Origin of the sequence: Dyadobacter sp. CECT 9275 (assembly GCF_907164905.1) — a bacterium.
GTDB lineage: Bacteria > Bacteroidota > Bacteroidia > Cytophagales > Spirosomataceae > Dyadobacter > Dyadobacter helix.
The window spans coordinates 633,360-647,342 of sequence record NZ_CAJRAF010000001.1 but is presented as its reverse complement, the minus strand read 5'-3'; the positions used below and the strand labels follow the sequence as shown (position 1 = coordinate 647,342).

General features: G+C 46.9%; 9 protein-coding genes. All 9 read right to left on the bottom strand.

All coding sequences use genetic code 11. From position 1 onward, the window contains the following. Positions 1 to 12 precede the first annotated feature (12 nt). The gene (locus KOE27_RS02530) at positions 13 to 3,393 is read right to left on the bottom strand and encodes a SusC/RagA family TonB-linked outer membrane protein (RefSeq protein ID WP_229252604.1); all 3,381 of its coding nucleotides are present in this window, start codon (positions 3,391 to 3,393) and stop codon (positions 13 to 15) included. 134 nt (positions 3,394 to 3,527) lie between these two features. Next, positions 3,528 to 4,640 carry a FecR family protein gene (locus tag KOE27_RS02525; protein ID WP_215237280.1) on the bottom strand — a complete coding sequence of 371 codons (1,113 nt, stop codon included), beginning with the start codon at positions 4,638 to 4,640 and terminating at the stop codon, positions 3,528 to 3,530. 97 nt (positions 4,641 to 4,737) lie between these two features. Next, on the bottom strand, positions 4,738 to 5,349 hold the full coding sequence (locus KOE27_RS02520) for an RNA polymerase sigma factor (RefSeq protein WP_215237279.1): 612 nt from the start codon (positions 5,347 to 5,349) through the stop codon (positions 4,738 to 4,740). A gap of 184 nt (positions 5,350 to 5,533) precedes the next feature. After that, complete coding sequence (locus KOE27_RS02515; protein WP_215237278.1) at positions 5,534 to 7,030, bottom strand: serine hydrolase; 1,497 nt, start codon at positions 7,028 to 7,030, stop codon at positions 5,534 to 5,536. A 1-nt stretch (position 7,031) separates the two neighbouring features. Beyond that, entirely contained in the window at positions 7,032 to 8,063 is a 1,032-nt protein-coding gene (bla, locus tag KOE27_RS02510) for a class A beta-lactamase (protein ID WP_215237277.1), read from the bottom strand. Positions 8,064 to 8,147: 84 nt separating this feature from the next. Continuing rightward, on the bottom strand, positions 8,148 to 9,329 hold the full coding sequence (locus KOE27_RS02505) for a cystathionine gamma-synthase family protein (protein WP_215237276.1): 1,182 nt from the start codon (positions 9,327 to 9,329) through the stop codon (positions 8,148 to 8,150). 168 nt (positions 9,330 to 9,497) lie between these two features. Next, complete coding sequence (locus KOE27_RS02500; protein ID WP_215237275.1) at positions 9,498 to 10,415, bottom strand: helix-turn-helix domain-containing protein; 918 nt, start codon at positions 10,413 to 10,415, stop codon at positions 9,498 to 9,500. A gap of 12 nt (positions 10,416 to 10,427) precedes the next feature. Next, positions 10,428 to 11,327: an NmrA family NAD(P)-binding protein gene (locus KOE27_RS02495; RefSeq protein WP_215237274.1), complete on the bottom strand. Its 900-nt coding sequence runs from the start codon at positions 11,325 to 11,327 to the stop codon at positions 10,428 to 10,430. A gap of 276 nt (positions 11,328 to 11,603) precedes the next feature. Further along, a complete protein-coding gene (locus KOE27_RS02490; protein ID WP_215237273.1) occupies positions 11,604 to 13,205 on the bottom strand; it encodes a sensor histidine kinase in 1,602 nt (533 codons plus the stop codon). Positions 13,206 to 13,983: the final 778 nt, after the last annotated feature.

Here is a 13,983-nt window from a genome sequence, read left to right as displayed (position 1 = left end):
GATTTTGAAATGCTAGAAACCGATGTTCAAACCAACCGTATACGACTTGGCGTTGGGATAACTGGCGTAGTCCAACCCCAGATTGGTATTACTTTCGGTATTACCATCCGACGAATAATTTACTTCGGGATCATAACCCTTGTATTTGGTGAACGTCAGGATGTTCTGGGCACTTACGTATACTCTGAGCTTGGTAAGTTTCAGTTTATCCAGAACCGGTTTTGGCAAATTGTACCCGAGTGCAAGGTTTTTTAACCGGACAAAACTTCCATCTGAAATCCAGCGTGTGGAAACCCTTCGGGTACGTCCTGTCAATGCTTTGGGAACATCCGTATTGGTATTGGTTGGAGACCAGCGGTTCAATGCATCCGTGGTAGCATTGTTGATCCCCGAAAGCAGGTTAAGTTCCATGAGCGTATAACTCAGCATATCATTCCCCTGGGAAGCCTGGAAGAAAACGTTGAGGTCCAGACCCTTCCAGCTGAAATCATTGTTCATACCCCAGGTGAACTTTGGATGCGGATTGCCGATGATGGTACGGTCGTCGCTGTTGAGCTGTCCGTCGGGCTCCCCGGTTAGTTTGCCATTGCTGTCTTTTTTACCATTAATATCCCTGAACTTCTCTCCGCCTGCTGCCACTTCAAATCCTCCACCCGGAATGAAAGTATCTCCCTGCTGGTAAACGCCGTCATAGATCCATCCGTAAAAACTTCCTACCGGATAGCCCTCACGTAAGATCTGTGTCTGCCCCAGCCCAACCATGTGTCCTGGTGCCGAACCGTAAAGGATATCGGTGCCTCCCGGCAAGGTAAGTACCTTGTTTCTGTTCACAGACAGGTTGATATCCGTGCTCCATTTCAGGGCACCCACCAGGTTACGGGTATTGACTGTGATCTCAAATCCTTTGTTCTCCACCGAACCGATGTTCTGCAGCTGATTGGTATATCCTGAATATTGCGGAAGCTGTACGCTGAAAAGCAGGTCTTTGGTAACCCGACGGTAGTAATCCACCATCAGGTTCAGACGGTTATTAAAAAGACTTACGTCTGTACCCACGTCAAACTGCGCTGTGGTTTCCCAGGTGAGGTCGTCGTTTGCAATGGTGGTAGGCCTCACAGCGTTTACAGGAACCCCATTAATAATGGTGTATACATTGGAGAACCTGGCCATGGTCTGGTAAGGCGCAATGGCCTGGTTACCCGTTAAGCCGTAACTCACTCTCCATTTCCATTGATTAATGGCCCTTACATTCGCCATAAAAGGTTCGCTTGACATTTTCCAGGCAAAAGCACCAGATGGGAACATGGCCCACTTATGGTTTTTGCTGAAATTGGATGATCCATCGCGGCGGATATTACCGGTAAACAGATAACGATCTGCAAATGCGTACGTTACTCTTGCATAGTAGGAAGCCAGCTGCCACTCCGTCAGACCGGAAGTAGGACTTTGCCATACCGACGAACCGCCCAGGTTCCAATAAGAAACCGCATCAGTAATAAACGACTGGCCTGTTCCGCCCCAGGCCTCGCTGGAGGATGTTTGTTGCGAATAACCCACCATAGCGGAAAGATCATGGAAAGCATCTATTTTGGTACTGTACGTCAGGTAGTTTTCATTCAGCAGCAAGGTACTTTTTGACCCGTTAACAGAAGCCCTGCCGCCCACATTCCGGCCGTCGTTCAGGGTTGTTGGCGTGAAGGTACCGGCCCGTCCGCTGTTGGTGGTAGCACCCAGGGTAGTCCTGAATTTGAGGCCTTTCAGGATATCATATTCGGCATAAAGGTTCCCTTGTATCCGGTCGTTTAACGATTCATTCTGAAGTTGTGTCGCAATGGCATAGGGGTTGTCGATCGGGTCGTTCAGCCTGGCCACGGTAAATCTTCCGTTGGCATCCATGATGGGCTGGTCGGGCTCAAATTTAAACGCCGATGCAATGACTCCGGGTGTCAGTCCGCCGGAGCCTTCCTGCGTTTTTGACTGCTGACGGGAGATGCGCTGAGCGAAAAGATTAAGCCCTACTTTTAATCTTTTTGCCGCCTGGATATCAATATTGCTGGTTACGGAATAACGTTTGTATCCGGAATTTAGAATGATACCTTTCTGGTCGTAATACGCTCCTGATACATAGTATTTTACCGCATCACTACCGCCGGAGATCGAAAGCTGGTGATTCTGAATACCTCCTTTGCGCAGGATCAGATCCTGCCAGTCGGTATCTGCACCTGCAGATACAATATTTGGTCGCGCTTCTTTTACGTATGCAAGGAACTGCTCAGCGTTCAGCAGCTTGAGCCTGTTGATTTCGGTCTGAGACGAGAACGAGGTATTGAAGTCAATTCTGGGTTTGCCCGACTGCCCCTTTTTAGTGGTTACCATGATCACCCCATTGGCGCCTCTGGACCCGTAAATGGCTGTTGCAGAAGCATCTTTCAACACTTCAATAGATTCAATATCTTCCGGAGGGGGCAAAGCACCGCCCACGAAACCGTCCACCACATAAATAGGATCGCTGCTGGCATTAATGGAAGTACCTCCCCGGATACGTACCTTAAAAGATGAACCCGGCTCACCATTGTTGGACTGGATCTGAACACCGGCAGCACGTCCCTGCAGCGCCTGCACCGTCCCCAACGCAGGATAGGCGGTGAGTTCAGCAGACTTCACGGATGAAACGGATCCGGTCAGATCACTTTTCTTTACCGTACCATAACCCACCACCAGTACTTCTTCCAGAGATTTCTGGTCTGTTTTAAGACTGATATTGATTTCATTTGAATTCCCCGCCCTGTGTTCCTGCGACTCGTAACCCACAAAACTAAAAACCAGGGTTACGTTGGCATCTTCCAGCGAGAGGGAGTAGTTTCCATTGGCGTCGGTTGAGGTACCGGTCTGGGTACCTTTTACCAGAATATTGACTCCCGGCAATGCTTCCTTGGTATCTGCATCGGTTACTTTTCCCTTGATCACAATCTCTGCTGCCTGCCAGAGGGTTGTTTTAAGGGAAGTGCCGGGCTGAGTTTCGGGAATTTGGGCCGAAGGTTTGATCACGATGTTTTTTCCTGAAACCTCATACATCAGACCAAGTGGCACCAGAAAGTCCTCCAATACTTTTGATAACTCCTGATTGGATTTAAGAATGGTAATTTTCCGGTTGGACTGGATCAGCTTGGAACTGAAAATAAACCGGACGCCCACCTGTTTTTCAATCAGGTGAAGTACTGCTTTCACATCCTGATTCTGGGCCTGTACACTTATTTTCTTGTTTAATAATTCCTGGGCACGGACATCAACGGCGGTGGCCGTACCCATAAACCACACTGATAAAACAAGTTGAGCCAGACCTATCCGCATAAGAATTAACAGTTGACGATTGAACTGTAACGGTATTTTCATAGTTTTGAACAGTTTTTGTTAATTGTGATTATTGGCACTAACTTCCCCGCATCCCACAAAATGAGATGTTATGGTCGGCAAAACCTTCGGGGCACTCTGAGGCCGGTAATGTTGGAGCATTGCCGGCTTTTTCTTTATTGCATTTTACAACCTTTACCTTCAATAATGATCCGCCCGTCGATCAGTTCATACTCCGCTCCGACGGCCTTACAGATCAGATCAAGTTTTTCAAATAATGACAATTCGGTGAGCGTGGCTGTGATAGGGCACTCGCTCATGATATTTTTGTCGTATATAATTTCAATACCGTATGCATTCTGAAGAACCGAGAAAACCGCAGAAACAGGGGTTTCGTCAAAGTCAAAATTGTAATGATTGTCTTTTTCTGCCACAAGCTCGGGTTTGGAAATAAGGCTCTTGGTGATTTTTACCGTTTCGCGCACGAAAACAATCTGCTGGTTTGGTTCAATCACCACGCCTGTCAGTTCCTTGGAATTCTGTTTGTTTTCAATGCCCGGATCCGTTCTGGCAAAAACCGCCACTCGACCGGTTTTCACTGAAACCGATACCTCCTTTTCATTGGTATAGGACCGCACAAAAAAGCTTGTGCCCAATACTTTGGTAACCACTTCATTGGCATACACAAAAAATGGTTTGGAAGGATCTTTGGCTATATCAAAAAAAGCCTCGCCTGAGAGGTACACCTCACGTTTGTCGGACCCGAATTTTGCAGGATAGCTGATTTTGCTTTGGGGGTTCAGCAATACAGTACTCCCATCCTGCAGTGTAACCAGGAAGGGCTTGTCCGTATGGTTCACTTTTTCGGTCAGCACGTCAGCAGAAGTAGCCACCAGTTGCTCATAATTAACCCTGGATTTATCTGTATGCCGTCCCCACATGCCCCATGCCAGTCCAATAACCAACAGAATAGCAGCCGCTAAACGGAACCAGTTTTTTTGATAAAAACGGAGGACATCTATCTGTTCTGCCTCCTCAGAAGGCTCACTTAACTGACTCAATATCTTCCTGATCGCATTTTGTTTCTCTGCATCGGGCAGCGCAACGACGCCAGGAGATATGCCCAGGACAAGGCCCTTCGCGCGAAGAATGACAGACTCCTTATCAGGATTTTCCGCGATCCAGTTTCGCCATCTGGCGTCATCTTCCCTCGTGGGCCTCAAAACCCAGTTACGGAAAGATTCATCCCAGAGAAACTCCTCAGCGGTAAAATTATGGTAACGATCCATGTCAAAATGTTATCATTCAAATACCATTAGACACGTACCTTTATCCGATACTGTATTTTTTTATCTTTTTTTTAAATTTTATGGAGAGCAATGCGGACTACTGAAAGAGGCTAACCAGTAACACAATGGATATCAATACCTTCCACTGGTTTTTCATCCATTTAAAAGCAGTTTGCAATAGGTTGGATACCGACTGCGGATGGATATCCATGATGGTAGCTATTTCGTCGCGGTCGAGGTCATGGAAGAATTTAAGATAGACCGCCTCTTTTTGTCTTTTGGGTAATTCATTCAGCAGGCATGTGATGCGGCTTGCGGTCTGTTTGTCTTCTTCCAGCCGGATAAAAAGATACTCCGCACTGAATTCGATGTCAAAGCCGGAAGGAAGCTGGCTGAAATCTTCCACCGGGACCATTCGGTTACGTTGGCCGAGCCTGTGTAACCTGCGGCGAAGGGATGCCAGCAGATAAGCTTTGGGAGGAATATTCCCGTTGAGGGTACTCCTTTTTTCCCAAACTTCCAGAAACACATCCTGGATGGAATCCTTGATCAACTCCCTGTCACGGCTGAATTTGCTGCCATATTGAAACAACAGATCATAGGTACGCCCGATAAGCTGTTCAAACGAAGTGACATTACCTGTCAACAGCTCATGCCACAGCAATATCTCCTCATCATCCGGCAGGTTTTTAACGGCTAAGGCACTCATCGAAGAAATCTGACTCACTTAATAGTTAGGTAGCTTTCAGGAAAACGGCAAAACCCTTGTCCTTTTGCAAATAAAGTATCTAAGCTGTCAAATTTATTGTTTTATCTCTGATTAATTATATCATTTGATTCAAAAAAATTCAACAACACCATAGAAGTTCTGCTCATCAGGACATCTATATCCGTTAATTTTTAGCTTTTCTGAATTCCATTCCATCAAACCACAGCACATCCACCTCCCCCCCAACATTCAGATTAAATCTTGCGGTGGCCTTGCCATACCATGCCTTTTGATACGGGCCCCGGAAAGTATCATAATGCCAGTGGGCTAATTTGGCATACAAAACATGGTTTACATTAACGGACAGCAAATTGTCCATTACGATAATTTCCGCTTCGCCATAGAGCGGACTGACATACTTCCCGGCATATTCCTGCAAAGCCAGTGAGGACTTGGTATTCAAAACTCTCTTCTTCTCAAAATCCGCAACGTTTTCTCTGTTCTTTTCTGCCAGACCGGAATACAGTGTCCTGAACTCCGAATTCCAGTCCCGTGCGCCTCCGAGTGCAAACCAGTCAAAAGCTTTATAAACCAGTACATGCCTTACCTCTGCATGGTCATAATTCCCAAACACGAAAATACCCAGTTTTTCTTCCGGCAACTGTGCGGTGATGGCGGTCAATCCTGAAAGGCTTCCGGTGTGAAAATTAACTTTTTTCCCCTTGTAGTCGTGCTGGTACCACCCGAGTCCGTAGGTGCGCCAGTTAGGTTGCAGGATTTGCATGGTAGGGTATTCGTCGGCCGGGAACATCGTGTGCGGCTTAAATATTTCTGCCCAGGTTTCAGGCTTTAGAAGTCGGCCTCCGTTAAACTTACTGCTGTCCAGCATGCAAATCACCCATTTACTCATATCATCCGCAGACGACCACACGGCACCTGCAGACCCGATCTCACTGTCGGCTCCGTAATCAATTACCCTGATGGTATCGTTGATTTTGTAATGCGGCCTGGTTACATTTTCTGTTTTGATAAACCCTCTTTTGGGAGCAGTCTGATCCATCCCCAGCGGAGTGAAGATCCTTTCCTGTATCACCTCCGACCATAATTTACCGGTAAGTCTTTCAATGATACGGCCCGCCGCTGAGTACATTATATTCTGATACACAAACCCTCCCCGCAATGGATAGGAAGGTTTAACGAGCACCATCCGTTTGAACATTTCATTGACAGGGATGTGCATGGCTCCTGTAAAAAAATCGGTACTGCCAACACCCGTATTGTGCGTGAGCAGGTCCCGTATCCTTACATTGCGCGTAACGTAAGGATCATAAAACTGGAGTTCTGGCAGATATTTATAAACAGGATCATCCCACCGGATTTTCCCTTCATCCACCAGCATACCCATCAGCGCAACGGTCATGGCCTTGGTTGTGGAGGCGCAGGCAAATAAGGTTTGGGTATCCACCCGTTCCGGTTTTCCCAGTTCCCGCACACCATATCCCTTTTTGAAAATAACCTGATTATCCTTGACCACTGTAATCGACAGCCCTGGCACATCCCATTGTTTGCGAACCATTTCCACATAGCTGTCAAACTCCTGAATCTGTTTGGCAGTTATTTTTTTCTGAGCATGTGAAGTACATGTTATGCCGATGAGCATGGCGAGCAGAAGGTACTTCATATCAGCGGGGATAAGCGGAAGTTACAGGTTGTTGAAAGAGAAAATAATCATAAACCGTACGGCTCAGGTGGGCTATGGTCTGTTCACGTTCTGCCATTGGCTGAGCGGAGGAGGCCACAAAAACAGCAATGGCTATATGTCCGGCATGATCCGGCAAAGTAATAATCCCAACATCATCGGTGGCACTGGCATTTAAGGTTCCTGTTTTATGGGCCACCACCGTTTCAGGCGGAAGGTATCCTTTGATCCGCGCGGTACCTCCTTTACACCTTTCCATTACTGCCAGTAGCAGATCCCTGCTTTCCGGTTGAAGTGCGGTACCCTTGTAAATCTGGCTGAGCAGGTTCACCATCGCCTCGGGCGTGGAGGTATCGCGTGGGTCAGTTCTCAGTTTCATTTCGGCAGCGAGCCGGGATGCGGGTGTGGTAGTTTCCCATAATTTGCTGTAAAAACCCGATACCCACTGCTCCTGCGGAGGTAGGGTAATTCCTTCCAGGTCTGCGATGAGCTGGATAATGGTTCGATCTACGGACATCCCCTGAATGCCCAGGTTTTTCAGACAGTCCCTGACGGCCTCAGCGCCGCCCGCCAGCCGAAGTAAAATGTCGGTAGCGGAATTATCACTGATGGTCATCATCAGCTCGAGCAGGTTCTGTACCGAAAGCTGAACACCCGGTTTGGCAAACAGCACATCCAGGGTACCACTTCCGGGATGCAGATCCGACGGCTGCAGATCCACCATGGTCATCAGCGACAGCTCCCCTTTTTCTATCTTTTTTAAAAGCTGTACCGCAATGGCTACTTTTACCGTACTTGCCATCGGGAATCTTTCTTTCAGGTTCATACTTACCTCCATGCCTGATTCCAGGTGCACCGCATAAATACCGACTTTACCCTTGGCCAGTTTCGCTATCCGTTCCATTTCTCTTTCCAGTCGCCCGGCAGCGATGTCTTTGCCTGTTTGAGCAAATCCCGTACTAGCCACCAGCAGGGTCATTCCGACCAGGAATAGAAAATTTAAACCTTTAAACATATGGTATATGAGATAGTTATCGGCAATTTATTTTTACATACATCATTAATAACGAGGCATTTTGACAACTAAAAGTCAATATCGCTACAGAGCGGCCAGTGCCTGTTCAAGATCCGCTAAAAGATCTTCCACATTTTCGATACCGACCGAATACCTTATCAAACTTTCGGGTATCCCCAGCAATGCGCGTTGCTCTTCCGAGAGTTCTACGTGGCTTGTGGTCCTGGGCGGCCCGGCGAGCGTGCTGACAGATCCCAGACTTGCCGCCAGGTGTACCAGTTTGAGTTTGGGGAGAAATGCTTTTACCGTATCGTAGTTACCTTTCAGCGCAAAACTCAAAACACCGCCATATCCAGACATTTGCGTTCTGGCGATCTCGTGCCCCGGATGACTTTCCAAACCCGGATAAAATACATCCTCAATGGCCGGATGAGTTTTGAGGTACTTTGCAATTTTCAGGGCCGAGGCATTCTGGCGTTCAATCCGCAGCTCAAGTGTTTTCATGCCGCGCAAGATCAGGTAAGCGGGATCTGCCTGAAGGCTGGCACCGTTGATCTCCCTGAAACTGAATACTTTTTTAACCAATTCTGCCTTGCCACATAATAACCCTCCCATAGCATCCGAATGACCGCAAATGAATTTAGTAGCGCTGTGAATAACCAGGTCGGCGCCGAGCTGTATGGGGTTCTGATTAATAGGTGTAGCAAAGGTATTGTCCACCACCACCACTGCCCCCACCCTATGTGCAGCCTCGGACAACCGGCGGATATCCATTATTTTGAGCGTCGGATTAGTAGGAGTTTCCAGGTACACCACGTCACAGCCTTTTGCTATCTCTGTTTCAAGTGCTTCGTGATCAGTCGTTTCACAAAGGGTGACATCAATAGCATACGGAGGCAGAAACTCCAGGAAAATCTTACTGGTCCCCCCATAGGTATCTTTCACAGACACCACCCTTTTGCCGGGGCCAAGCAATGCAAACAAGGTATTACTGATGGCACCCATGCCGGTTGCAAAAGAAGTTGCCGCTTCTGCCCCTTCGAGCAGCCTTATTTTTTCTTCGAGAACATGAACCGTCGGATTGGTATTCCTGCTATAAATATGACCCGATGTTTTTCCTGTTGCGACATCGTACCACTCATCCAGGTCTTCATAAGAAAATGCTACGCTGTTAACGACCGGAACGGTGGTGGCTCCTTTGAAAAACCGGTCTGTCTCTCCTGCCCATACGGCAGTTGTCCCTTTTTTGGGGTTCAATAAATCCATCAGACAATACTGTTATGTACATAATTTCCGGAAACTTTTGCCGGCAGCTGGGTTGTGAAGTTTCACAGCCCGACGAGACGTAAATTATGAAGTTCGAGGTGGAAAACAAAGGAAGTGTTCAATTTGGCGACACAACCGCTATTTCAGAAATTAAAACACTGGATGGTATCAATTAAACGATTGCCGAAATTCCAATGGCGACTGGCTTGTTTTGGTCTTGAATAATTTGCTGAACGACTGGGAATGTTCAAACCCCAGCTCGTAAGCAATTTCGCTCACCGATAAATCGGTGGTCGACAATTTCTCCTTCGCCCGGTCAATCAGCTTGTCGTGAATGTGCTGCTGGGTGGTTTGTCCGGTCAATAATTTCAGCATACCACTCAGGTAATTCGGCGAAATGTTGAGCGTTTCGGCAATGTACTGAACGGTTGGAAGTCCCTTTTTCATCAAATCATCGCCATTGAAATATTGTGTCAGGATATTCTCCAGGCGATCCAGGATTTTGTGATTGGCTATTTTCCTGGTGATGAATTGCCGGTGATAAAATCTTTCCGAATACCTGAGCAGCAGTTCCAGCTGGGCAATGATCAGGTCCTGGCTGAACTTATCGAGGTTGGCGTGATACTCCTGCTGAATACCCTCTATGATTCCGGTAACGATGTTTTCTTCCTTTTCCGAAACAAAAAGGGCCTCATTCACTGAGTAGTCGAAATATTCGTATTGTTTAATGGTTTTGGCTAACGGGGTATTCCATAAAAAATCGGGATGGACCAGTAACATCCATCCCGACTGTTTCAGTTGTGTATCCGTCCCGACCTCGATTCTCAGCACTTGTCCGGGCGCCATGAAGAACATGACACCTTCATCAAAATCATAATCCTGCTGGCCATATTTCATTTTTGCGTTAAAATTCCTTTTTAAAGCAATCATGTAAAAATCCTTGACCATCCCCATTTCATTGGCCGATACCCTTTGCATCAACGCCAGGTCGATCACGCTGATCAGCGGATGCTCCGGCTTGGGCAGCCGCCTGAACTGGTGAAATGCTGTAATCGTTTTAAATCGAAGCGGTTGCGTAGTTGCCATGTCACAAGTTAATTATTTTTGCTCAAAAGCAGCAGCGAATTCCCTGGCAAAGTCCGTCAGTTTCACCTTTCCCATAACCTCCGGTTTGTTCAGATTATAATCCTCTGCCAATACCCCGCTGTACAGGCTGGCATACATTTCCACCAAACCAGCTGCAATTCGTTTATTCATCCCGATTGCCTCCAATGCGCTCAGCGACTGCTCGTCGGAAATCAGTTCCCATTTCAAATCGGGCTTCCCGATAGCCGCCCCCAAAATGGCCGCCGTTTGGTTACCTGTCAGCTCCTCACTGGCAACATACCGGATTTTTCTGCCGGTAAACGGCGTTTCCAGTTCCTCGGCCACGGCTGATGCGATGTCGATGGGAGATACCCAGGGTATCAGACGATCCGCGCCATAGTTCGCTGCAATGACCCCTTGCGACCTGATCATTTCCAGATAGCCATATAAATTGTAGTAGAAAGATGTAGGCCGCATGTGCGTGATGGCCACCCCGCCGGGGAGTTGGTTCAGGATATGCTGTACATGGTGAGCCCCTATCAGTATCCCCGAGCCTTCGGACAGATGCGCCCCGATGGTACTGAGGTTGACCACACGCTTAATACCCGCCTGCCGTATGGCCTGTGCATAATGGGTACCTAATCGCTGATAATATGCCAGCAAGTCGAAGTTGGGATCAAAGTAGTTCCCCGGAGGCACCATACAATATACCGCATCGGCACCTGTAAAAGCAGCAGTTAAAAAATCAACGTCTTCCAGCGTGCCAATGGCAGCTGTGGCACCCAGGGCTTCAATATCTTTTACTCTTTCCGCATGACTGCTGATCACGGTTACCTGGTGGCCATTTTGAACCAATGTTTCGGTCAGGGGCCCGCTGATGTGCCCCAATGAACCTGTTACTACTATTTTCATTTTTCAGTTTTTTTGTTTCTGCAAATTTCTGCAGCACAAGGCAAACCGATGTAGCCGAATCTATTGATACTGTAGCCATAACTGAGATTGCCGGTTCGGAGATAGTTTTCGCCAGGCAATCATCTAAGCTGTCGGCTACGGGAATCAGCAGGAAAGGGTGTTGTTAAGTCTGTAAAAAGCCAGGAGCTGTTTTTTACGGCTCGCCTGCGAATATTTAATTTTCTAATGCGGGTGTTTTGGTGAATGGATCACCTTTCCTGATTTTGCGGCTGTTCTTCAGTTCACCGGCAAAAGCACCTGGAACGAAGTGCCGATTCCTACCTTACTTTCAACCCTTACCATACCATTGTGATTATCAATCACCTTTTTCACTGTGGAAAGGCCGATACCACTTCCTGATTGCGCTCCGCCATTATGCAGGCGGGTGAACAACTGGAATATTTTAGCCGCAAATTCCTGCTCAAAACCCATTCCGTTATCCCGAACTTCAATAAGATGATATGGCTTACCGTCTTCAGTCCGGGGCTGGTATGAAATGTCAATACGGAGGGGAACGTCAGGATTACGATACTTCACAGAATTGCTCAACAAGTTCTGAAACATCTGATGAAGCTGTCTTCCATAAACTTTCACAACCGGAAGATCGGCCAGGATAACAGAAGTGCCGGTTTCCAGGATACTCACTTCAAGATCCTCCAATACCTGCTGAATCGTCACGTTCAGATCGACCTTCTCTTTTTCTGGGGGCAACATGCTAAACTGTGCGTACAAAAGCAGATCGTCAATCATACGACTCATCCGTTTGGATGCATTCTCAATCGAGTTAAACATGGCCAGATCACGTTCGTCCATCCGCTCGGCGAGCTGCATTCTGAGCCGGCTTGAGAAAATCTGAATCTTTCGGATGGGTTCCTTAAGATCATGCGATGCAGCATGAGCGAAAGCTTCCAGATTATTGTTAGAATTTTCCAGCTCAGTAATTTTCTTAAGCAATTCAAACTCCAGGTATTTCAGTTTTGTAAAATCAGCAAAATGAAGAATTACCTCATTCTCCATTTTAATGGCGGTCATCTCGTTGTACAGGTCAAGCCCATCCTGATCGTAATGAATCATCCAGGTATCTGTCTCGCCCGACAGGTAGGTTTTGGCTACGTTCGAGAAACTTGTAGTTTTCAGATAACCCGGGAAAATTTCACTAACCCTTTTGTTTTGAATGGCCTCAGGAGTGGTATTCGCGCAATTCGCGTATGCCTGGTTGGTTAACCGATATCGAAAGTCAACAATTACACCTTCCTCAAATACCGGCTCAAGTACCTGAAGCGGCTGCTTAAAAGAATTGATAATATCCTGAAGATAGGCGTTTAGCTGCCGTACCGAAGCATTCGCCTGTTCCAACTCCCTTGTTCTTTCGGTAACCGTTTCCTCTATCTGTTTCCGCGCCAATACCGTGGATGTAGTCTCCATACAGGTCACCAGTACACCTCCTATCTGACCATCATCTCCATATGCGGGACTATAGCTGAAGGTCCAGTATACATCTTCAATCCGGCCATTCCGATAGATCGGCACCAGTTTATCCTGAAACCATTGGGGCACTCCCGTAACATATACCGTGCTAATCAAATCACCAATGAATTCCCATATCTCAGGCCATACCTCCTGTGCGGGTTTTCCTATGGCCGGGTGTTTTCCGCTTACTCCCAGGCTGGGGCGGTAAGCATCGTTATAGAAGCAAATACGATCTTTCCCCCAAAACAGAAACATTGGGAAAGCGGAGTGTAACATTATTCCCAAAGTAGTACGCAGGCTACGCGGCCACTTGTCAATAGTTCCCAGAGGGGTGTTGGTCCAATCGTGGGTGAAAATCAGGTCCCCCATTTCACCGGTGTTACGTAAAAATTGCAACCCGGTCTGTTGATCTATACTTCTGTCCAACTTCAGTGATCTTTAAACGGTATAATGTTGTTCAGGTTTTCGGTGTTTTTAAGAAACAGGTGAGGAGGATCTTGGCAAATATATAAAGGCGGCTTTGATGAGCCTTTTCCGCCTGCAATTATAGTAGTTTAAATTTAAGTACTCAACTCTTTTGTTTTCGAAGATTTTATGTTAGCTTGTTACAACAGGTAGCGCCTGCATGGTTCCGGCTGAGTGCACCAGCTATGTTTAACCACTTCATCACTCCCGTTATCCTTATCAGAACGTCAACTCATTGCTGGTCGTATGGACCGTGGCGTTAACACGTTGGTTGTTCTGTTTTTTATACTTTGAGGCAGGATACCATCGCGCTCCGGGCCAGGAAAACAATTGAACGGACAGGACATCCAGAAAACAACCACAAGTTGTATAAACATCCTGTCACGCCAGGATATAAAGGCTGTCTGAAATTCAGCCAGCTTGTCCGATGGGTAGTTTTAACAATTCCTTAACAAAAAACCTATTTTAGAGATAGTACGATTTGCCGCCGATCTTGTATTTACATCGTTAAAGTCAGTTCGGTCCTTATTAAACCCGCGAAAATCCGAAGCGAATACTAAAATTAAACAGGTTAAATATGAAGAGAAAAGAAAAAAACGAGAAACAAAGCCCAATGACTGAGGTATCAGGCATGCTGTTCCATAAAAATTTAGGTATAATGGAATGACCAGTAGCATGGTAA